Annotated in this window: 20 protein-coding genes; 3 read left to right on the top strand and 17 right to left on the bottom strand. The window is 44.8% G+C overall.

The genetic code is table 11. The annotated features are described in order from the left end of the window. Positions 1 to 22: 22 nt before the first annotated feature. Positions 23 to 2,026, bottom strand: coding sequence for a fructose-specific PTS transporter subunit EIIC (locus HPK16_RS07705; RefSeq protein WP_181676416.1), 2,004 nt, complete (start codon positions 2,024 to 2,026; stop codon positions 23 to 25). A 181-nt stretch (positions 2,027 to 2,207) separates the two neighbouring features. On the opposite strand from HPK16_RS07705, the gene HPK16_RS07710 reads away from it, so the two are divergent. Beyond that, positions 2,208 to 2,963 (top strand): MurR/RpiR family transcriptional regulator, encoded by a 756-nt coding sequence (locus HPK16_RS07710; RefSeq protein ID WP_181676417.1) that lies wholly within the window; start codon positions 2,208 to 2,210, stop codon positions 2,961 to 2,963. A gap of 9 nt (positions 2,964 to 2,972) precedes the next feature. On the opposite strand, the gene HPK16_RS07715 is transcribed toward HPK16_RS07710, so the two are convergent. The 3 genes from HPK16_RS07715 to HPK16_RS07725 form a co-directional block, all read right to left on the bottom strand. Next, positions 2,973 to 3,806: a class I SAM-dependent methyltransferase gene (locus HPK16_RS07715; RefSeq protein ID WP_181676418.1), complete on the bottom strand. Its 834-nt coding sequence runs from the start codon at positions 3,804 to 3,806 to the stop codon at positions 2,973 to 2,975. 92 nt (positions 3,807 to 3,898) lie between these two features. Beyond that, complete coding sequence (locus HPK16_RS07720; RefSeq protein WP_181676419.1) at positions 3,899 to 4,330, bottom strand: hypothetical protein; 432 nt, start codon at positions 4,328 to 4,330, stop codon at positions 3,899 to 3,901. Continuing rightward, a complete protein-coding gene (locus HPK16_RS07725; RefSeq protein ID WP_181676420.1) occupies positions 4,318 to 4,986 on the bottom strand; it encodes a type II TA system antitoxin MqsA family protein in 669 nt (222 codons plus the stop codon). Before HPK16_RS07725 ends, HPK16_RS07720 begins: the two co-directional genes overlap by 13 nt. Before the next feature lie 358 nt (positions 4,987 to 5,344). Between HPK16_RS07725 and HPK16_RS07730 the strand changes: the two genes are divergently transcribed. After that, on the top strand, positions 5,345 to 6,238 hold the full coding sequence (locus tag HPK16_RS07730; RefSeq protein WP_181676421.1) for a tyrosine-protein phosphatase: 894 nt from the start codon (positions 5,345 to 5,347) through the stop codon (positions 6,236 to 6,238). Positions 6,239 to 6,301: 63 nt separating this feature from the next. Here HPK16_RS07730 and HPK16_RS07735 read toward each other — a convergent pair whose 3' ends face one another. The 13 genes from HPK16_RS07735 to HPK16_RS07795 all read right to left on the bottom strand — a co-directional run bounded on the left by HPK16_RS07735 (position 6,302) and on the right by HPK16_RS07795 (position 18,309). Then, positions 6,302 to 6,559: a hypothetical protein gene (locus HPK16_RS07735; RefSeq protein WP_181676422.1), complete on the bottom strand. Its 258-nt coding sequence runs from the start codon at positions 6,557 to 6,559 to the stop codon at positions 6,302 to 6,304. 49 nt (positions 6,560 to 6,608) lie between these two features. Next, positions 6,609 to 7,403, bottom strand: a complete 795-nt coding sequence (locus HPK16_RS07740) for a Cof-type HAD-IIB family hydrolase (protein WP_181676482.1) — start codon at positions 7,401 to 7,403, stop codon at positions 6,609 to 6,611. Between the two features lie 27 nt (positions 7,404 to 7,430). After that, entirely contained in the window at positions 7,431 to 9,491 is a 2,061-nt protein-coding gene (locus tag HPK16_RS07745; RefSeq protein WP_181676423.1) for a PRD domain-containing protein, read from the bottom strand. A 40-nt stretch (positions 9,492 to 9,531) separates the two neighbouring features. Continuing rightward, on the bottom strand, positions 9,532 to 10,248 hold the full coding sequence (locus HPK16_RS07750) for an L-ribulose-5-phosphate 4-epimerase (protein ID WP_425487926.1): 717 nt from the start codon (positions 10,246 to 10,248) through the stop codon (positions 9,532 to 9,534). Further along, positions 10,196 to 11,098: an L-ribulose-5-phosphate 3-epimerase gene (locus HPK16_RS07755; RefSeq protein ID WP_220132284.1), complete on the bottom strand. Its 903-nt coding sequence runs from the start codon at positions 11,096 to 11,098 to the stop codon at positions 10,196 to 10,198. The genes HPK16_RS07750 and HPK16_RS07755 overlap by 53 nt, the downstream gene beginning before the upstream one ends. Positions 11,099 to 11,104: 6 nt before the next feature. After that, entirely contained in the window at positions 11,105 to 11,743 is a 639-nt protein-coding gene (locus HPK16_RS07760) for a 3-keto-L-gulonate-6-phosphate decarboxylase UlaD (protein WP_181676425.1), read from the bottom strand. A 9-nt stretch (positions 11,744 to 11,752) separates the two neighbouring features. Continuing rightward, positions 11,753 to 12,232, bottom strand: coding sequence for a PTS sugar transporter subunit IIA (locus HPK16_RS07765; RefSeq protein WP_281368028.1), 480 nt, complete (start codon positions 12,230 to 12,232; stop codon positions 11,753 to 11,755). 2 nt (positions 12,233 to 12,234) lie between these two features. Then, positions 12,235 to 12,525, bottom strand: coding sequence for a PTS sugar transporter subunit IIB (locus tag HPK16_RS07770; protein WP_181676426.1), 291 nt, complete (start codon positions 12,523 to 12,525; stop codon positions 12,235 to 12,237). Between the two features lie 21 nt (positions 12,526 to 12,546). Beyond that, a complete protein-coding gene (gene ulaA / locus HPK16_RS07775) occupies positions 12,547 to 13,971 on the bottom strand; it encodes a PTS ascorbate transporter subunit IIC (RefSeq protein ID WP_181676427.1) in 1,425 nt (474 codons plus the stop codon). A 32-nt stretch (positions 13,972 to 14,003) separates the two neighbouring features. Next, a complete protein-coding gene (gene ulaG / locus HPK16_RS07780) occupies positions 14,004 to 15,068 on the bottom strand; it encodes an L-ascorbate 6-phosphate lactonase (RefSeq protein WP_181676428.1) in 1,065 nt (354 codons plus the stop codon). 254 nt (positions 15,069 to 15,322) lie between these two features. Further along, positions 15,323 to 17,464 carry a right-handed parallel beta-helix repeat-containing protein gene (locus HPK16_RS07785; RefSeq protein ID WP_181676429.1) on the bottom strand — a complete coding sequence of 714 codons (2,142 nt, stop codon included), beginning with the start codon at positions 17,462 to 17,464 and terminating at the stop codon, positions 15,323 to 15,325. Positions 17,465 to 17,678: 214 nt separating this feature from the next. Then, a complete protein-coding gene (locus tag HPK16_RS07790) occupies positions 17,679 to 17,921 on the bottom strand; it encodes an AbrB/MazE/SpoVT family DNA-binding domain-containing protein (RefSeq protein WP_181676430.1) in 243 nt (80 codons plus the stop codon). A gap of 46 nt (positions 17,922 to 17,967) precedes the next feature. Then, the gene (locus tag HPK16_RS07795; protein ID WP_181676431.1) at positions 17,968 to 18,309 is read right to left on the bottom strand and encodes a DUF1433 domain-containing protein; all 342 of its coding nucleotides are present in this window, start codon (positions 18,307 to 18,309) and stop codon (positions 17,968 to 17,970) included. A gap of 133 nt (positions 18,310 to 18,442) precedes the next feature. Here HPK16_RS07795 and HPK16_RS07800 point away from each other — a divergent pair, with 133 nt between their 5' ends. After that, positions 18,443 to 19,114 carry a Tle-like phospholipase domain-containing protein gene (locus HPK16_RS07800; RefSeq protein WP_181676432.1) on the top strand — a complete coding sequence of 224 codons (672 nt, stop codon included), beginning with the start codon at positions 18,443 to 18,445 and terminating at the stop codon, positions 19,112 to 19,114. The last annotated feature ends 93 nt before the right edge of the window (positions 19,115 to 19,207 follow it).

The following is a 19,207-nucleotide window of genomic DNA, read 5'->3' on the forward strand; positions in this document are numbered from 1 at the left end:
TTCTGAGTCCCAACGTGTCTATTTAATAATCAATTTTTTCGCCATTACGTTCTTTACGTTTAATAATCGCATATCGAATGAAAATATTACCGAACGCGATGATCGCGACACCGACTAGCATGCCGACGAGATAAGCTGGTAAATTCTCAACAAGCGGCCAACCCCAGATAGCTGGAAGTGGTAACCATTGAACCGCGCCGAGTGCCACACCTGTACATGCGCCAGCGATTGCGCCAATAAGATTTAACGGAATCGTGATCAGCGGGTTACGAAGCATGAACGGAATCGCACCTTCTGAAATCGCTAGAAAACCGAGTAGGAATGATGTGTTTCCAAGTAAACGTAAGTCTTGTGAAAAAACGCGGCGGCCTACGACGAAGCGGTCAATAATCGTCGCCAAACCAATACCTAGCGGTGGAATAACGATCGCCAACACACGCGGTGTCAACGGGAAAATCCCATCTGCCGACAAGCCAATCGCAATCGCGCCCGCCGCTTTATTTACCGGTCCGCCAAGGTCAAACGCTGTCGCAGCCGCGATCATCGCCGATAAGCTCAGCGTTCCAGACGTACTCATACTCGCAATCGTGTCCGCAATCCATTTATTCAAATGCCCGAATACCGGATCAATAACGTATAAATTCAGAATAAAAATAACCAAAACACTGATTCCCGGCACGATTAGCATTGGCTTCATCGCCACCAGATTTTTCGATAATTTGACGCGTTGATTCAAGAATTTTGCAACGTAACCTGCTGTTAGACCCAGGATTAGCGCTCCTAAGAAACCGCTCGGAATGCCGCCTTCGATGCCCCAGAACGTGTAATGCAAGCCACCTGCGAACAAACCGCCCGCAAAACCTGCGATAAGTCCAACGCGGTCCGCAATCGCATACGCCACGAACATCCCGAACACCGGATAAATGAACTTGAAGAGCATATTGCCAAAACCGTCAAGGTAATGTAGGAATTCCTGCAAACCACCAACGCTATTGTACGTCGGATCGCCAATCATGCCGATATCAAGGCCCAGCGCGTAAACCCACGTCAGCTTCGCGATACCGAGCATCAAACCTGCCGCAACGATGAGTGGAATCATGTACGAAATCCCAGTCATGATGGCAGCCGTCATATCTGCGCCGACTTTTTTCCAGCCTGTTTTCTGATTTTTGCTCGCGACAACGCCTTCTGATTCTGCGCTCGCCTCCACTGTGCCATCTGGATCGGATAGGGAGCGAATCAGGATTTCCTTGGCGTGACGCAATGGATCTGCGACTTTGACTTCGACGTAATTTTTGCCGGCAAAGCGTTCCTTCTCCTTGACTTTCGTATCTACAGCGAACAGAATCGCGTCTGCGCTAGCAATTGCCGCCGCATCGTGTGTGTCTTCCATCCCGTTCGCGCCCTGTTTTTCGACACGAACATCGATTCCGAGCTCCTTACCGGCCTGTTCCAACGCTTCCGCCGCCATGTAAGTGTGAGCAATTCCTGTCGCGCAAGCCGTGACCGCCAATACCGATTTCCCAGCATATGCCGAATCGCCAGCCACTGTTTCCGTCACCGCTTCACCACCAAGCGCCTCAAAAAGTGTCTCTTTACTAGGCGCCGCAAGCAATCCGTCCAAATAGGAGGCATTCATCAAACGCCCGCTAAGTTCCGCCAACAATTTCAAATGTGTCGTGCCGGCTTCCTCATCTGGAATCGCTAACAAAAATACGAGCGAAACTTGATTCGTCGGGTCAACAGACTCCCAAACGTTCGCCGCTAATGGTGTTTTCAGTTTTGCCACAGTAAAAACGGCTTTGTTCACGACGCTCGATTTGCCATGTGGAATTGCCAAACCGCGCTCCATTCCAGTTGCCGAATGCGCCTCACGCTCCAAAACGGCCTTTTGAAACGCCGCTTTATCTGATATATAGCCTTCCTTGTCTAAATGATCCACTAAAAATGAGATTACTTCTTCCTTTGACGTAGCTTCGATGTCGTAGAAAACTAAATTTTGCGTCGTCATCTCTTTTAAATTCATTGTCAATCCTCTTTTCTAAGTTCATGAATTCGCTTACAGATTACCTTTCGAAAGTATAATCGAAGCATAGCATAAAGCAGAAAGCCTTTTCATACAGAATCCGTATAATTGTACGGCGCCCACTATGATTCTCTTTTAAATCGTGATAAAGTAGGAAATGAAGCGATTGGAGGTTTTTTGAATGGGAAAAGTAGCAGAACGTTTCGTCGAGGATATTGCAAATTTGAGCGACTCGGAGAAATACGTTTTTTATTACGCAGATAATCATATTGAACAGGTGAAAAATAGCACGCTAACCAATCTTGCCGAGATACTAAATACGTCCAACACCACGATTATCCGGATGTGCCATAAGCTTGGTTTGCAAGGCTTTTCGGAGTTCAAATTTATTTTAGCCAGTTTCAGCAATCAAAAAAAGACTCGCGAAAACGGGAGTCTCAAAGAAGATTATTTGGCCCAGCTGACCCAGACCATTCATGCGATTGACCTGCCAAAGATGGATTATATCGCCACGAAAATCCTGAACGCGAGCACCGTGATTGTGGTTTCTGTTGGTTTGACGAAGATGATTGGCGAATATATCGGAAAACGGCTGATTCAGGTGCAGAAACCAACGATGTACGCATATGAATCACATATTATTGACCTTTTGCCGAGCTTTATTAAGCCGAACGATGTTATTTTATTCGTTTCAATGAGTGGCGATACGAAAACGCTTGTTCAGGCCGCGAAGAAGCTCGAGTACAGTGGGTGTTTTATGTTTGCTATTACGAACCGCGGGGATAGTGCTCTGGCGCAGCTGATGGATACGAATCTGAGCAGCGATATCCCGACGGTTTCTTATGCTGGATATGATATTACATCACGCTCTGGGCTGATGATTCAAGCGGATATTTTGCTAGAAGTGTATCTTAAAAAAATGCTGGAACGCGGGTAAATAAAGTTTTCACCCCTCTATCACGCAACAATACGAGCTCATCGGCAACACCGTATCCACTCGAATCAGATTCGCCTGTGTCAACAGCAACTCCTTAAACTTCGCTGGCAACGCGTCTTGTTTTGCGATTTCATCCGCGATATGATTGACGACAAACGACGTCTCCCAACCTGCATCTTGCATTTCACGCGTCCAGACATCCCCTTCACGCGTCACCTGCCAACCTTGACTCTGCGCCATTTCCGCGATATCATCCGGTGTGATAAACGTCCGCACATTCGATTCCGTTTCAGACTTAAACGCCTCATATTGCGCTTGCACCAACACCGCCAACAAATGCGATTCTTGACGCGGATCTGTGAGACGTGGATTCCATTCCGCAAAACAAATCCGTTTCGCCCACTTTTTCAGGACACGAAACATTTCTAGAAGTTCGGTTTTGGAGCTAAAATACCAGGACGCATGCGAGATAACTGCAACATCGAACGTGCCCTCGTCAAACGCCAAATCGCCACGCAGAATATCTGTTTCCAGCTTAAATTCGATACGGCTTCCAAGCTCAGACTGCAATAAATGATACGTCGATTGCGCCAGCGTAAATGGTGCGCCGTAATCTGGTGACGCAATGTCCACCGCATACACAGAGCCAGTTTTGCCGACATGATATGCCAATACTGCCGTCGTATCGCCTTGCCCGCAACCAACCTCCAGCACCTTGTCGCCCTCTTTTATGCCCCAGAATTCCGCAAGCTTGATGCGATGCCCAGTTTGTACCGTTTGAATCTCATCCGACGCCGCATCCCGAAGCATGCACGCCACAATAAAATCTATATCACTTCTCATCTTCTCTCTCCAATCTTTTAAACGAATTTTTAGATTAAATATTTTCCTAACAGAATAATAATCAAAAATACCAACTTCAAGCAGCTGGTATTTCATTCGCGATTAATTTCATTATTCTGTTCTTCAAAAAGTTTTCCTATCCTTGCCTCCATAACACTAACTTCAACTGGTGGTATTATCATCGGAGACAAGAATATTTTTTCTGTGAGAAAGCCTACAATCAAACTCGCCTGCTCTAGAACTGGCTCAGTGAGGTGAATCCTTACATCACTATCCTCAGACAATTCCTCGATACCTGCAAGCTCGCCTTCAATTAGATAGGTCGCTTCTACCTCCAAATAAAGTAAAACATTATCTGTATCAACATCGTAAATGCTTTCTTTGTCAACAACAAATAATACGTTATTTTTACCTAAGCTAAATTCTATCTCATTCTTCCTTGAAAGTGAGCCTTTATCGACAGAAATATTGGTCTCTATTTTAGATAGCCTTATTTGCTTTATCGTCAAATCTAAATTTTCCATGGAGATTCTCCCTTAAAATTTGATACACTTGAATTTCCACGCTTCTCATGAATAGTTACATGCTTTCCACTAGACAATTTAGCTACATAAGATGAGATAGTTTGCGTTTTATTAGTATATCCTAAAATCTGCTCTCTCACTTTTTCTAACTCCAAAGTTTCTGGCTTATAGTCCGACTGACTGATTTTCTCGCCATCGATAGACGCAATGTTTTCAAGCATTTTCTCATATTTTGCATTCCCAGTTGCTTGAAATTTCCTATAAACAAGTTTATGGAACGCTTTTGGTATAGTTGCTAAAACAAATGTCGAATTATGATGATCTGTTTGAATCGCACCGCCTTCATATCTGCAAAGTGTTGCATGGCTTATCCCCAGTACATCAGCAAATTCTCTCTGACTCATACTATACATGTCTCTAATCATTTTGATTTCGTCAGGTTGCAATAATCCCTTAGCTGCTCTATAAGCTTTAAAATCTACTATATAATTATAATCTAGATTAGCGGGATCCTCTACTAGCCCCTCACAAACGGAACATTTCAAATATCTATGTTCTACCTCTAAATCTAAATCTCTTACTGTCACTATCTCCGTTATGAACTCCTCATCGTGCTTCGTTTCCTCATAACAATTCATACAAAATGTTTTCCTCATACTCTTACACCTCATTTATGTGGATACTTAAGTTTTCTTCCCCGTTCTGATTCATGGAAAGATATACAACAAAAACTTGGAGCATTCGGTGACGGAAGGTCGTGTATTTTAACATAAACTTCATATCCCTCTATATTAACTCCAAACACCCACACTCCTCCTTTTCTAGGACCACTACTACCTATGTTCATCTCTGGTCCAGAAACATAAAAATGATGGAATTGTATTTACTATTATTGAATTCAACATCCTTTCCAACTTTACATTTCCCGCGCGATTCTTTACCCCCTCTTTACAGAACCTCAAAACGAATCGGCATTTCGCTCGCTATAATAAGGCGTATGAGGAGGGGAAAAATTTGAATAAATTCGTAACTATTTCTGGTGTCGTCGTTGTTGGAAGCTCTTTGTTACTCGCAGGTTGCGGGCCTAGTGATGTGAACTCACTCGCCGCCAAACAAACCCAAACGCAGGTCAAGCCTGGTGGTCAAATTAAGCTCGACGGTGCGGTGAACATTCGCGATCTTGGTGGCTATAAAACCACCGATGGCAAAACGATTAAGTCCCACAAACTGATCCGCGCCGCTGAACTTGCCAATCTTTCCAAAAGCGACATCAAAAAGCTGACTTCTACATATGGTCTAGCTGAAATTATTGATTTCCGTACCGATTCCGAGGTGAAAGCGAAGCCCGATCCAGTCATCAAAAACGTCGATTACCTGCACGATTCGATTATGAAGGACAACGGTTCATCGACAAGCGCGCAAGACATGATCGCCAGCCTAGCAAAAATGGACAATCCCGAACAATTTCTAATCAGCGCTAATAAAAGTTTCGTCACCGACCAGCAATCGATCGACGGTTATAAACTTTTCTTCCAAGAACTGCTGGCGAATAAAAACGGCTCCGTACTTTGGCATTGCACCGCCGGCAAAGATCGCACTGGTTTTGGTACAGCACTCGTTCTCGCAGCACTTGGCGTCGATCAAAAAACGATTATGAACGACTATTTACTTTCCAATAAATATCGCGAGACAGAGAATCAAAAAACGCTCGACGCCCTCGCAAAACAAACCGATAATCCAAAAGTTCTGGCAGGTATGAAAGCCGTGCTCGACGTCCGCCCATCCTATTTAAACGCCGCGTTCGATGAAATCAACGCCAAATACGGCAGCACAGATGCATTCCTCAAAAAAGGGCTCGGCTTAACGAATAAAGATATCAAGGCACTCAAAAAAACCTATCTACAATAAATATAAAAATGTGATCAGTCCTCGCCAAATTTAGTGCGAGTTGCTGATCACATTTTTTCTATTCTAGTCTAATTTTTCGCCGTAGAATTTCTCTTTTGCTTTACAAATTGGGCATTTTATCTTGTGTTTCTCATGCGCGCACGACTCATCGCCGTTTGATGTCATCATCTTATAGGCTTTTTTCAGCAGTGGAATCGCGATAACAATCCCAATCAGCGTCATCAATGCGATAAAGCCAATGAAAATCAGCCCCGCCGCGATACCAATTACAAAAATTTTCTTCACCGTGTGTCCTAGATCAAAGCGTTCTTCCTCTTCCATTTTGAATCAGCTCCCTAGATAAAATTTCTTCCAATTTCAGCATAACACGTTACTTCTCAAAATCAAGTAAAAACTGACCGAGTCCGCCGGTATCATGATGACCTGCGACAAAATCCGCAATCGCCAGCGTCTCTGGAATACTGTTCTCCATCGCGACGCCCATTTTTGCAAGTTCGATCATACCGATATCATTCTCGTTGTCGCCAAATGCAATTGTTGTTTCCAAATCAAGCCAACCAGCTTCGTCCAAATACGCAAGGCCATGCGCTTTATCGATGCCAACATTCATAATATCAATCAGCGTCGTGCCAGAAGCCATCACGGAAAGTGGTAATTGGGCCAATGCTTCGCGCACCGCCACACGTTTATCCGCGTCATCCGAAATAACAAGAACTTTCAGCGCAAACTCACCAGAACGAACGATTTCTCCAACGACATCCTCCGTCACAGTCAACGGAACCCGCTCATTTTCCGGAAGCGTCTTATTCGCCTCGACGAACCCAGCAATTTTTCCAGTCACCGTCGGCCCAACAATTCGCTCCGTTGTGTAGACATGGTAATCCACGCCAAACCCGCGCACCAGCTCAATAACCTGTCCCAGCAAATCATACGAAATATCACTTTTCATCAGGATCTCGTTTTTCTGGAAGTCACGAACTAGCGCGCCGTTACACGAAATAACAGGCATCGTGATCCCCAACTCGTGAATAAACGGCATAATCGCCAAATCCAGCCGACCTGTTGCCAACACTAATTTTTTCCCGCGTTTCTGCCAATCTAGTAGCACCTCTTTATTTAAGGGTTGAATCACTGCGCCACCTTTTGCGAGCAGCGTTCCATCCATATCCGTTACAACTGTTTCCACAATCCATCATCCTTCCACACTCATTTGAAACGCCTCAAATAGTCCGACTCCGCTCTCTAAATGCATCAAAAACGGTGAATTCAGCAACACATCCAATTCGAAAAGTAGCGGCACATGCGTCATTTTTTCTTCGGTCGATAGCAAAATGAATAAATGAACCGCCTCGCCATCGATGAAAAACGCTTCCTTCACGTATAACATGCTCACACCAGGCTGGAATGACCCTTCCCGGTAATCCGTGTGCAATAATAACACGCCGCGAAATAAGAATAAAAGCCGTTTTCGCTCGCAAATATCGCGTTCAATTTGCGCCACGTACTCCGTTTTAATCCACTTCCGGTCAAGCAGTGGTTTCGCAATTTGCGTGAGCACCTCAGAAAATGACGTAACCTTTCGCTGTTCAAAAAACAATTCTTCCTGCCGAAAATCCGCTAATGTCGCGAGTTCTGAATGGACAACCGAGCGTTCCTCGTCCGAATAAAGCAATTCCACTTGGTCAAGCAGAGCCTCATCTGGGACGCCATTACTATTCGAATTATAAAGCAGTTTGCGCAACTTGTCACGCCTGCCCATCATTTTATCCGGCGTTTTTTTCACATTAAAAAGCCGTTTCTTATCCTCTTCCGACAGCACCGCACCAACATAAATCGTCTGCCCCGTCATGTGAATATAATGCATATCTGTCGTGATACAAAAATTGATTTTCTGCGTTAGAAAAGGCGCCATATCCGTCGTAAAAATACCTTCTAGCACCATTTCGGGTAAAAGCTGCTTCAATTGCGTCTCCAAAAGTGAATTTAACACATCTGCATAATCCGAAACGATAATTAACTTATCCGGCGCTTTTTTCAGTTGCTCTTTCACGATTGCCTCTTCGAAAAACAACGCAATCCCCGCTATTTCTTGACTGGTTAAACGTTTGGTGAAATATTTTTGGAACAGCCAATTAGAAGATAGCATTTGAAGCATTTTTTCGGTTAAGCCAAATACTTTTTTGTACTGTTTTGAAACTTCATGTAAGACCGGCGGATGGATATTGATTTGGAAAACATGGCGGTAGTAAATAACTTTGATGTGCGTTTGAATATTTTCAACGATTCGGTAGCGGAGTTTGAAATAAATGCCGGATATTTGCTCGAAGATCGTGACCATTGTCTCCGTTAATTGCACGAGTTCTTCAAACGGTGAGCTCTTGAAATGAACGTCCACATTTTTTTCTACGCAAAGAAGAAGCATGCCATAATAGAGTGCCTCTTCTTGTGGAACCGCCTGCTTAAACACACTCTGCAACTGCTGCAACATCGCCTCAGCCGCCTTGTATTCCAAGCGTTCCATAATAATTATTCGTTCTGAAAAAAGCCACTCTGGATGATTTCCCGCATCGCTCCGTCTAGCAAATAAAAGCATCGTTTGCGCTAATTTCTTCGCATCATTTCCGGAAATCTGCTTGTTCAAAATCTGCTCCGTATTGCGTAATTCCCGCTCCAATAACACCAATTTATCACAATTCAAATCGGCAATCTGCGCTAAAAAATGAAATGCCTGATCTTGCCCGCTGTCACCCATTTTCTGAACCGCTTGATAAATTTGCGTCCGACGCGCTCGTTCTTCTAAATCCATAAAATAGCCTCGCGCCTTATTCGAATGAATTTCCCGAATTGTTTTTAGCGCAGCAATATCTTTTACAATCGTATTTCGCGATACATCTAAAATTTCGATAAAATCACGCAAAAACCATTTTTTCGTTTCGAGTAAGATTAATAACTCTAAAATTTGGCGTCGTTCGCTCGTTTTCAAGCTGTATTTTCGTGTTTCCCGTCCTTCCAGCCATACCTTTATTTGTTCCGCTTGTTGCGCCTTAATTAGCAGTCCGCCACCCACTTTGCGCTCAACAGGTGGCAGATTAACTTGCCGAAACATGCTATCTAATTTTTCGGTGTAATAATAAATCATCCGTCTGGAAAGACCCGCAGCGTTCGCCGTCGCTGTAATACTCGAAATTTCAAGCCTTTCACTGAGAATATGGAGGAATAAGCAGTAATTCGTGTCTAAATGAAGCATTCTCATCGCCTACCTTCTGCGTTCTAATCCCATCATATCACAGCCACTAGCGTTGACCATAATAAGCATTTTCTCCATGCTTGCGATAATAATGTTTGTCCAAAAGATAATCCGGAATCATGCTCAAATTATGATCCAATTGCTCCGACTGAAACGCCATATCCGCAACCGTCTCCAAAATCAAACTATGCTCTACCGCTTTTGCCGCCGTTTTGCCCCACGTAAAAGGCCCGTGACTGCTCACGATCACGCCCGGAATCGCGCTCGGATCAAGCCCACGCTCAGTAAATGTTTTTGCAATCACATTTCCCGTTTCCCGCTCATAATCCGTACAAATCTCCTCATTCGTCAATTCACGCGTACAAGGAACCCTGCCGTAAAACGCGTCCGCATGCGTCGTCCCATAAGCCGGGATATCACGCTTTGCCTGCGCCCAAGCCACTGCCCACTTCGAATGCGTATGTACCACAGCGCCAATCTCCGCGAACTCCTGATATAAAACCACATGCGTTGCCAAGTCCGAAGAGGGCGCCAATCCCGACCCAATCGGTATTCCATCGAGATCCGTCACGACCATGTCCTCCGCCCGCATCTCCGCATACGCCACACCGCTTGGCTTTATCACAATAACGCCCAACTCCCGGTCAATCACACTCACATTTCCCCACGTCAACTTCACCAGTCCCGCTTTTGGCAATGCTAAATTCGCTTCAAAAACTTCCTGTTTCAGCGCCATTAAACGTGCCTCGTCCAACATCATCATAGCCAGCCTCCTTCATTTTCGGCATCAAAAACGCTAACGCTTCCCGAATCTCACGCCGCGGATCATCACTCGTTTCACTCCACATTTCAATCAAAAACGGCCCAGCGTAACCATTACTTTTCAGCGTCCTCAAACAGCCACCGAAATCCACACAGCCCGCGCCGAAAGCAACATTTTTAAACTTCCCAGGAAAATCCGCCGTCACCGCCAGCGTATCTTTCAAATGCACCCCCGCCATGTGAGGTAGCCCAATCGCAAGCTCCCGCCCAATATCATTCTGCGGCCACGCCGAAACGTTTCCGATATCAGGATAAACCTGCAACCAAGGCGACACAATCTGCGCTTTAATCTCCAAATACTTCGAAATCGAACTCATAAAAGGATCATCCATAACTTCGATCGCAAGCGTCACCTGTTTCGCCGCCGCCCAATCACACGCCTGTCTCAAATTCTCAATAAAAAAGTTCCGCGTACCGACATCTTTCGCTTCATAATAAACGTCATAACCCGCCAATTGAATCACGCGAACACCGATATCACTCGCCAAATCAATCGCCTTTCGCATCAGAATCATACCTTCCGCGCGCGTTGCCGAATCATGCGAGCCAAGCGGAAAACGCCGATGACCACTCAGACAAATCGACGGAATCCTAACTCCTGTCTCAAAAATCGCCTGCTGAATTTCCCGCCGTTGCCCCGCCGTCCAATCCAAACGCGCCAATCTCACATCCGTCTCGTCAATCGACATCTCCACAAAATCAAATCCAAGCTCGCCCGCCATTTCCAATCGACCCATCCAATCCAAATCAGCCGGCAACGCCTTCTCATAAATACCTAGAGGATTCGCCATCACCGCTCACCCCCAAATCCGCGCAATTTCCGCCTTAAAGTCACGTGCCGCCTGCCTCGGATCACTCGCATCACGAATCCCGCGCCCCGCAATAAACGTATACACATCAATCCCCGCGAAAAGTGGCAAAGTTTCCACTTCCAAACCACCAGTCACCGACACCTTAAAGCCCATCGAAACAAGCTTGCGAATCTTATCCAAATCCTTATCCGTCCAAGTTTCACCAGCAAGTAACGCGTCACGACTCTGATGATACACAACTTGCGTCAAGCCCGCCGCCATCCAAGCCTCCGCCTGCGCAAACGTCCAATCGCCGTACAATTCCACCTGCAAATCCCGCACCTCTTTTAGCGCAGCCTTCATCGTTGGAATCGTCGCACAGCAAATCACCGTCATCCAATCCGCACCAGCGTCCGCGCAATTTTTCGCAACCGTCCCGCCAGCATCCGCACATTTCGTATCCGCTAAAATCGTCTTTTCCGGGTATAAAGCGCGCAAACACCGCACAGCCTCCATCCCTTCCGCCAGGCAAAGAATCGTCCCCGCCTCGATCACATCTACCTCATCACCAACCAGCCGAATCGACTCCAACGCCTCACTCAAAACACCATTATCCAACGCGATTTGTAATTTCGGTAATCCCATTCTGCCCACTCATCCCTTCTCCGTCACATACTGCGTTATATCCGCCTCATCAATCAACGCCAAAACCTGCGCCACATCCGTCATCCCAGCTAACCGCTCAATCACATTCGGCAGCTCAAACACCGCCACAATCTGCGGAATCGCGACCCCCGTATGAATCTCCGCCGAAGTCGCCGCAAGCGTAATCAAAACCGAAACCTCTTTCCCATCCGAAAACGCGACCGGTTCCGCTAACGTCACCAGACTAAACGCGTCCCGATTCACACCATCCTCCGGTCTCGCATGCGGCATCGCCATCCCCGGCATCAACACATAATACGGCCCATAATGCACCGTCGAGTCAATAATCGCCTGCGCATATCCCGCCTCCACCGCGCCACTCACAACGAGCGGAGAAACGGCAACACGCACCGCCTCCTGCCAACTCCCCGCTTCCTGACCAAGTAAAATCGAATTATTCTCAACTAACGCCTGCTTCAAAGACAACATCGTCATACCTCCTCACTCACCAGCACGCCCAATTTCGCCTTAATTTCCGCATCATCCATCAAGTTATCCAGACCAACAAGTTCCCCCTTCGTCCGCCCATCCAACTCATGAATCAAATGCTTCGACGCCACCACGATATCGTACCCGCCAGCCTGTGATTTCGCCTCACCAACACTACAATAATCCACCTTAAAGTCCGCCACACCAATCTCTTTCAACACTTTTTCAATCTTCATTTTAATCACCATACTAGAACCCATTCCATTACCACACGCCGCTAAAACTTTTAACATTTTCAACATCTCCTTCAAATTTTATTCTAAACCTTGGTCGTACGCATTCCTGTCCTTCGCTCGTAAATATTGCAACCACGGAATCGCGAGCAAGAATACCACAATAATCACGAATCCGAAACGCCCTAGATAATCCATCGCGACCCCAGCCCATGGCCAGAATAGCTCGAAATCAATGTTTCCATGCCATCCGCCGAACTTGTAAAGCCCGAAGAATACCACCGCAAAAGCACTAATCGACACCTGCAAAATTCCCGACACAAACGAGCAAATCATCGCCGCCCGCGTCCCGCCACGCTTATTCGCATAAATCGCGATCGTCGCATTATCAAAGAACACCGGCACAAAACCTGTAATAATCAAAATCGGCGACTGGAACACAATCAACCCAATAATCGTGATAAACTGCCCCAATGCCCCGAAAATAAAGCCAAACAAAATCGTATTCGGTGGCGCAAAATTATACGTCGCTGCACAATCCACCGCAGGAAGCGAACCCGGTAAAATCCGATTCGAAATCCCTTGGAAAGAAGTCGTCAACTCCGCCACAAACATCCGCACCCCTTGCATCAAAATCGCTAAGTATACCGCAAAATAAAGCGATTGCGACAAAATATACATCGGAAACGAAGTCGTCGGCGTAAACAGCGGATTAATCTCCCGCAAATAATCTTCACCAAGCACCGACATTATAATCCCGAAGAAGAACAACATAAGCGTCCCCGTCGCTACGATATTATCATGGAAAATCGACAACCATTTTGGCAATTTAATATTCTCTAGATTTTTCTTCGGATCGCCTAGTTTTCCAGCAACCTTATCCGTAATCCAAATCGCAAACATCTGCTGATGACCGACCGCAAAACCAGCATTCCCAGTCAAACGCTGCGTCGGACCGACTGTTAAATTCGATGCCACAGCCCAATAAAGCCCAACTAACACACCGACCATAATCGCGCCCGTCATATTCCGATACTCAGGGAAAATAAAGAACACCATCCAAGTCACCGTCGTCGCCTGTTGTACCATGATGTGCCCTGTGATAAACAACGTCCGCAACTTCGTAAACTTGCGCAATAACACCACTAAAATATTCAGCACAAATCCAATCAACAACGAAATCATCGTCCACGAAGTCGTTAAGCCAATCGATTCCAGCGCCGCATTCACCGCGTTCAGTCCAAAATACGGATCAATAACCGCCGCGTCTAGCCCAAACCGATCTGACAATCCCGCCAAAATCGGCCGAAACGTCGTCACAAGTCCAGCCGCCCCAACATTCAAAATCATGTACCCAACCGTTGCCTTCACAAATCCCGCAAAACACTCATAAATCGGTTTTCGGAGCAACACATACCCAATAAAAACAATAATTCCCACGAAAAATTCCGGTTTCTGCAAAATATTATTCGCAAACCACTCAAAGCAATTCAGCAAAAAATCCATTCTTACCCACTCCATTCCTTAAGCTTATATCTCTATAAAAACGAAGGAAACGGCATATCCGCGTCCACAGTAAACACATCATCAAACCCGCGCGGATAGTGGTATTCCATTTTATCCTTGTCCGCTGGGAACGTAAATTTACCACCGACCTGCCAAATAAACGGCTTAAACTGATAATCCAAACGATCCTTTTTCGACTCCCACAACATCGTAATTTCCTTCGGGTCCGCCTGAAAATTCGCCCAAATATCATAATGCACCGGAATCACGACCTCCGCATTAAGCGACTCCGCCATTCGCAGCATATCAACCGACGTCACCTTATCCGTAATGCCCCGCGGATTTTCCCCATAAGCACCAAGCGCAACATCAATTTTATGCGCATTGCCATGTTTCGCAAATTGGTTCGAATAATGCGAATCTCCCGCATGATACAGCGATCCACCCGATGTATTAAATAAGTAATTTACCGCCACCTCATCCATATCCATCGGCATTTTCCCAGCCAATGTCACATCCTCAGGAACCGTCACCAGCGCCGTCCGATCAAATGCTTCCAAAACAACAATCTCAACATCCTTGACCTTCACAACGTCTCCCGGATGAACCACGATACACCGCTCCGCCGGCACACCCCAACCAGTCCAAATATCCACACACGCTTGTGGCCCAATAAACGGCACATCCTCCGCACAATTCTGCATCACAGCCGCCGCCGTATTAATATCAATGTGATCCGAATGAAAATGCGTCACCACAAGCGCGTCCAAATCCTTAATCGCAAACGGATCAATCACAAACGGCATCGTCCGCAAATTCGGCTGTAATCCCTTGCAACCACTCATCCGCTGCATCTGGTGTCCATCCTTCATCCACTTATTCTTGCGCGTCTGTTTCCCAGTCCCACACCACAAATCCACCAATAAATTCGTATTCTCATGCGTCTTCAACCAAATCCCCGTACACCCAAGCCACCACATCGAAAAACTTCCCTGTTCGACCTGCGTCTCCGCAATCTCCTCATTCAACCAAGTTCCCCACTCTGGAAACGTATTCAAAATCCAAGACTCCCGTGTTACCTCATTAATTTTCGCCATTCTACCCCAACTCCTCATCATTTTAGTAAGCGCTTTATTTATTGCTATACACCTATCTTACGAGAATTCCGCACACGAAAAAAGACCAACCTGTTCACAGTCGATGTGTACGAGGGTGGTCTTGTATTTAGCAGCTACTTTTTTTGCATGATAGGGAAAATAGCAATGGCTAGAAGACGAAAAAAAAGATGCGCAACTAGTACACATCTTCTTCCATAATATTGGCGGTACTCAATCTTCACCAACAAAATCTCCTAATTAGCATAATACCGAACATTCGGCAACGGGTTATACACACCTGCATTATCCGCAGCAAAAACTACAACACGATACTTTTTATTCTTCGGGTATTTGTTCCAATCAATCGTGTACGCAAAACCCCCGTAACCAGTTCCAAAACCCGCTTTCTGTATGTCAGCTCGATATTGATTCGCCTCTGTCATAATCGTGTCAACCACCGTATGCTGTTCATCATAAATGTTTATTTTAAGATTGGTCGATATCAACGTAGGTTCATCTGGATTCCAAGCCCATCCGATGATTTGTTTCGCGTCCACCCTATCTAAGTTTCCAAGCAAATTGGGTGTTGGTCCAAGAAATTTCTCACCCGATGGCAAATCAGAAGCTATGGCAATCGCGTGCTTAATTGGAGAAGCTACCGCACTTGCTTGTTGCTGAATATCGTACCGCGCAAAACCATTTTTATTCAGTGGAGTACTATTTTCTGTCATTTCAATCGAACGGCTATCTTGCCCTGTTGCCTTTCGGAAAGCTGCAAGATTCGTAAAACTATTCCAATCTTTAATCCCGGCTGTTTTAGTCGACCATTGAACAAATGTTGTCGCGCCTTCTAAACCAGTGCGATAATACACATTAGCGTTTATACTCACACCCATTTGGTTCCCAGTTCGTTGATACGTCTCATCTCGAAGCGCCACAACGCCTCCCCATGGACTCACCATTTTTGTTGGTAAGCCGAGAATATTGTTGGAAATTTTGATAGTGTTCACGTACCATGAAATATCTTTTGAATAGACGTGAGGTGCCCAATAACGATCCTTTTCCGGCTTGCGACTATCCTGTTGAATTAGAATTGACATCGGACTACCTGTTAGAGTGTTATTCCAAACTTCCATTTGATCCGAGTTAAAAATATGCAGACCATATCCTGCGTTATTATTAATCCGATTATTCGCGATTTTGCCCACCGAACTCAATTCAAAAGCTATACCCGTACTCATATTATTAGAAATTTCATTGTTCACAACCGTCGCGTCATAGCAATCTTCGTCAAACCACAGCCCGACTGATTTATTATCAACAATTCTGCTATTCGAAATCAATGTGCTATAACTACGGCTTAGTTTTATACCAGACGCAATCGGACTCATATTAAAATTCTCGAGGTTACTATTAGCGACATAGAGTTTATCGGCTTTTAAATTATGCGCTCGGTTCGTCCCAATTCCCAACAGACCGCTATTTGTCACGGTTACATTTTGAAGCGTCACATCCGCCGTACTAATTTGCAAACCAGTGGTAGCGCTATCCGTAATAATCACATTTTCCAGTTTGGAACCAATTGCTGGCTCAGAAATACGGACAGCGCCCAAATCTGGCACGGATGGCGCATAACGACGAATACCAACGCCGCGAACAGTAATTTTCGGAACATCCATCGATAGAGCTATTTGCAAATCACTTGCTCGAACTTCTTTGTTTGTCGGATCATCACCAAGATAGATTTTGTTGGTTGCATAATCCATGTAAAACTTATTCGGTCCTAGTTTATTGAGACTTTCCACCTGTTGCATTGCCTTCCCATTCATCCAAATTTGGTCTGGGTGGGCCGCCATCGGATAACTCGGATTAATATTTTTCCAATTCTCCGCTGTAAAATCTGGCGCGCCTTTTGTAAATGTTGGACTCGCATCAAATTTAATTGTCCAATTATCGTGAACCCAAGCCGCGCCTTCCTTTTTCCACCCTGTTACAGCGGACGAGCCATCAAACCAGACTTCCTCACCTGGATACGATTGAATAGTCAAACCCATGTCCCACATCGGCGCGCCTGTATCTTTCGTTAATGATTCATGATATGTTCCAGCGCGCAATACAATAGTCCCGCCTTCTGTCTGGATTATTTTTTGAGCGCGGGCGACCGTATCTACCGGATTGGTGATTGTTCCCGTTCCTCCACTACTCCCGCTTGGCGAAACGAATACGGCATCGGCTGGTATGGCATAATTAGTCGATCCTAGCGGTAGCGCGCCTTTGGTTAACACACTTGATGTATCCGCTGCCAATACTTTGTTGCCTGTTAATGATAATACCAAAAATCCCAATACTAACATACTGCAGACCGCTCCGGCTTTTAATAATTTAGTGATTTTCATAGACTTTTTCCTCCTTTTTATATAGTGAATCCGTGTTACCTCTATGTTAAAATAGCTATCGGGTTAATTTGTTACTCATTGAGCAAGAATGAAAACACTATTTCATACATCATTAATACATAGAAACGCCTAAACATATATAAAAAGCGCACTAAAAATTCTTATTCATAGCCTTGTTTGAGGTTTAAGTTCATCTTGATGGTATCTCCTTGCCTTACCATTTTTCATCACCCATTGGCTCCAATTCTTGTAACTTTGTTTGGAAAGCCTCGCCCTCGTAATTTGCGAATAAATCTTCAATAGTCAAATCACCAACTTTTTTTGTAAGAATCATTTGATTATCAACAACTTCAATAGTAAGACTGTCATTTTCCTGTATATTTAGAGCACTTAAAATATTATTGGGGAGACGAACAGCCTTGCTATTTCCCCACTTTTCAACACTCACGATGGTCATGAAAATCCCTCCTTCACTTATAGATTCAGTATAATATGACGCATTCTCATTCTTGCTTCTCTTGCTCACGTTTTTCAATCTCTGACACAGAAACCATGTTATGATTCAAATCTTTTGTATACGGAAACGAATCTCCCGTTGCATCCAGAGCTCCCTCAAAACGTTCATCATACACGCCTGCATCAAAAGATAATTTCTTGTCACCATTTACATATCCCATAATATGTGGAATCCCCGTAGGATTATGTACTACCTCAGTAACTGTTACAGAATCTATATTTTCATAATTATACTTCAGATATTTTTCAATTCTCGGCTTCTCTTCAGCAATCAATTTATTATCTGCTTCTTCTCTTGCTTCTTCCCGTTTATTTATTTCATGTTTCACAAATAACACACCCCCTGTTATACTGAATAGTAAAAGAATTCCAATACTTGCTAATATTATCTTGGTTTGCATTTTCATATAATCACCCTTTTCCATATATATCATATCACAAATTGAACTGGAGGAAATAGTTTTGGTAAAAATTACAGAAGAACAATATTTTGGACTAGCCGATAAAATATATAATACTACAGCCTTAAAAATAAATCCTGTACACACATTAACCCTCGTTGATAAACGCGAAATCCGACCTATAACTTTAAGTGACCTATCATCATGGGTAACAATCAACTCCATCAACAAAAAAAGTGGGCTCCAAGCTGCTGCCGTCGTTCCTTACCAAGAATACATAGACGTGTGTAGTGGAAAAACTAAAGAATTCACAAACATAATCTTCACATCCCGCGGTTCCGAAGAAAAAGCTGATTGGTCAACAAATCTAACTGACTTGCCAAAGAGTCAACTACCAAAACAAGAAAGTCAATTTAAAGAATACAATAATTTCGTAAACATCACGCTATCCAAACACACAACCAAAAACTACAGCTTCACTGGTCACAGTCTCGGCGGTGCACTCGCGCAATATGAAGCTGTCAAGCATACCAAACCCGCCGTAACCTTCGCGGCTGCACGTTCGTTCAATAAACTAACACCCGACGAACAGGCAAAAGCAAAGGATGGTGCATACTTTAATCTCATCAAGGATTTCCGACATCATGGCGATGTTGTAGGGCTACTTCCTCCCGACGCTTTCGTATTTACCAACAATATTATTCCAAAAATGGCGCGGCCAGTGATCCACTGAACGCTCATCTAACTGAAGGTTTCCGCAACCAATTCGGTAGCAACGGCGACACAAAACTTGCCATTTCTCCTGACGAAATTAAAGCGCTTGCGA

Source organism: Paenilisteria rustica (assembly GCF_013820765.1).
Classification (GTDB): domain Bacteria; phylum Bacillota; class Bacilli; order Lactobacillales; family Listeriaceae; genus Listeria_A; species Listeria_A rustica.

Excerpts from the sequence above, each read along its gene's own strand:
- HPK16_RS07705 (WP_181676416.1), bottom strand. The coding sequence starts at position 2,026 with ATGAATTTAAAAGAGATGACGACGCAAAATTTAGTTTTCTACGACATC.
- HPK16_RS07710 (WP_181676417.1), top strand. The coding sequence starts at position 2,208 with ATGGGAAAAGTAGCAGAACGTTTCGTCGAGGATATTGCAAATTTGAGC.
- HPK16_RS07715 (WP_181676418.1), bottom strand. The coding sequence starts at position 3,806 with ATGAGAAGTGATATAGATTTTATTGTGGCGTGCATGCTTCGGGATGCG.
- HPK16_RS07720 (WP_181676419.1), bottom strand. The coding sequence starts at position 4,330 with ATGGAAAATTTAGATTTGACGATAAAGCAAATAAGGCTATCTAAAATA.
- HPK16_RS07725 (WP_181676420.1), bottom strand. The coding sequence starts at position 4,986 with ATGAGGAAAACATTTTGTATGAATTGTTATGAGGAAACGAAGCACGAT.
- HPK16_RS07735 (WP_181676422.1), bottom strand. The coding sequence starts at position 6,559 with ATGGAAGAGGAAGAACGCTTTGATCTAGGACACACGGTGAAGAAAATT.
- HPK16_RS07740 (WP_181676482.1), bottom strand. The coding sequence starts at position 7,403 with ATGGATGGAACGCTGCTCGCAAAAGGTGGCGCAGTGATTCAACCCTTA.
- HPK16_RS07745 (WP_181676423.1), bottom strand. The coding sequence starts at position 9,491 with ATGAGAATGCTTCATTTAGACACGAATTACTGCTTATTCCTCCATATT.
- HPK16_RS07750 (WP_425487926.1), bottom strand. The coding sequence starts at position 10,248 with ATGATGATGTTGGACGAGGCACGTTTAATGGCGCTGAAACAGGAAGTT.
- HPK16_RS07755 (WP_220132284.1), bottom strand. The coding sequence starts at position 11,098 with ATGGCGAATCCTCTAGGTATTTATGAGAAGGCGTTGCCGGCTGATTTG.
- HPK16_RS07760 (WP_181676425.1), bottom strand. The coding sequence starts at position 11,743 with ATGGGATTACCGAAATTACAAATCGCGTTGGATAATGGTGTTTTGAGT.
- HPK16_RS07765 (WP_281368028.1), bottom strand. The coding sequence starts at position 12,232 with ATGTTGTCTTTGAAGCAGGCGTTAGTTGAGAATAATTCGATTTTACTT.
- HPK16_RS07770 (WP_181676426.1), bottom strand. The coding sequence starts at position 12,525 with ATGTTAAAAGTTTTAGCGGCGTGTGGTAATGGAATGGGTTCTAGTATG.
- ulaA (WP_181676427.1), bottom strand. The coding sequence starts at position 13,971 with ATGGATTTTTTGCTGAATTGCTTTGAGTGGTTTGCGAATAATATTTTG.
- ulaG (WP_181676428.1), bottom strand. The coding sequence starts at position 15,068 with ATGGCGAAAATTAATGAGGTAACACGGGAGTCTTGGATTTTGAATACG.
- HPK16_RS07785 (WP_181676429.1), bottom strand. The coding sequence starts at position 17,464 with ATGAAAATCACTAAATTATTAAAAGCCGGAGCGGTCTGCAGTATGTTA.
- HPK16_RS07790 (WP_181676430.1), bottom strand. The coding sequence starts at position 17,921 with ATGACCATCGTGAGTGTTGAAAAGTGGGGAAATAGCAAGGCTGTTCGT.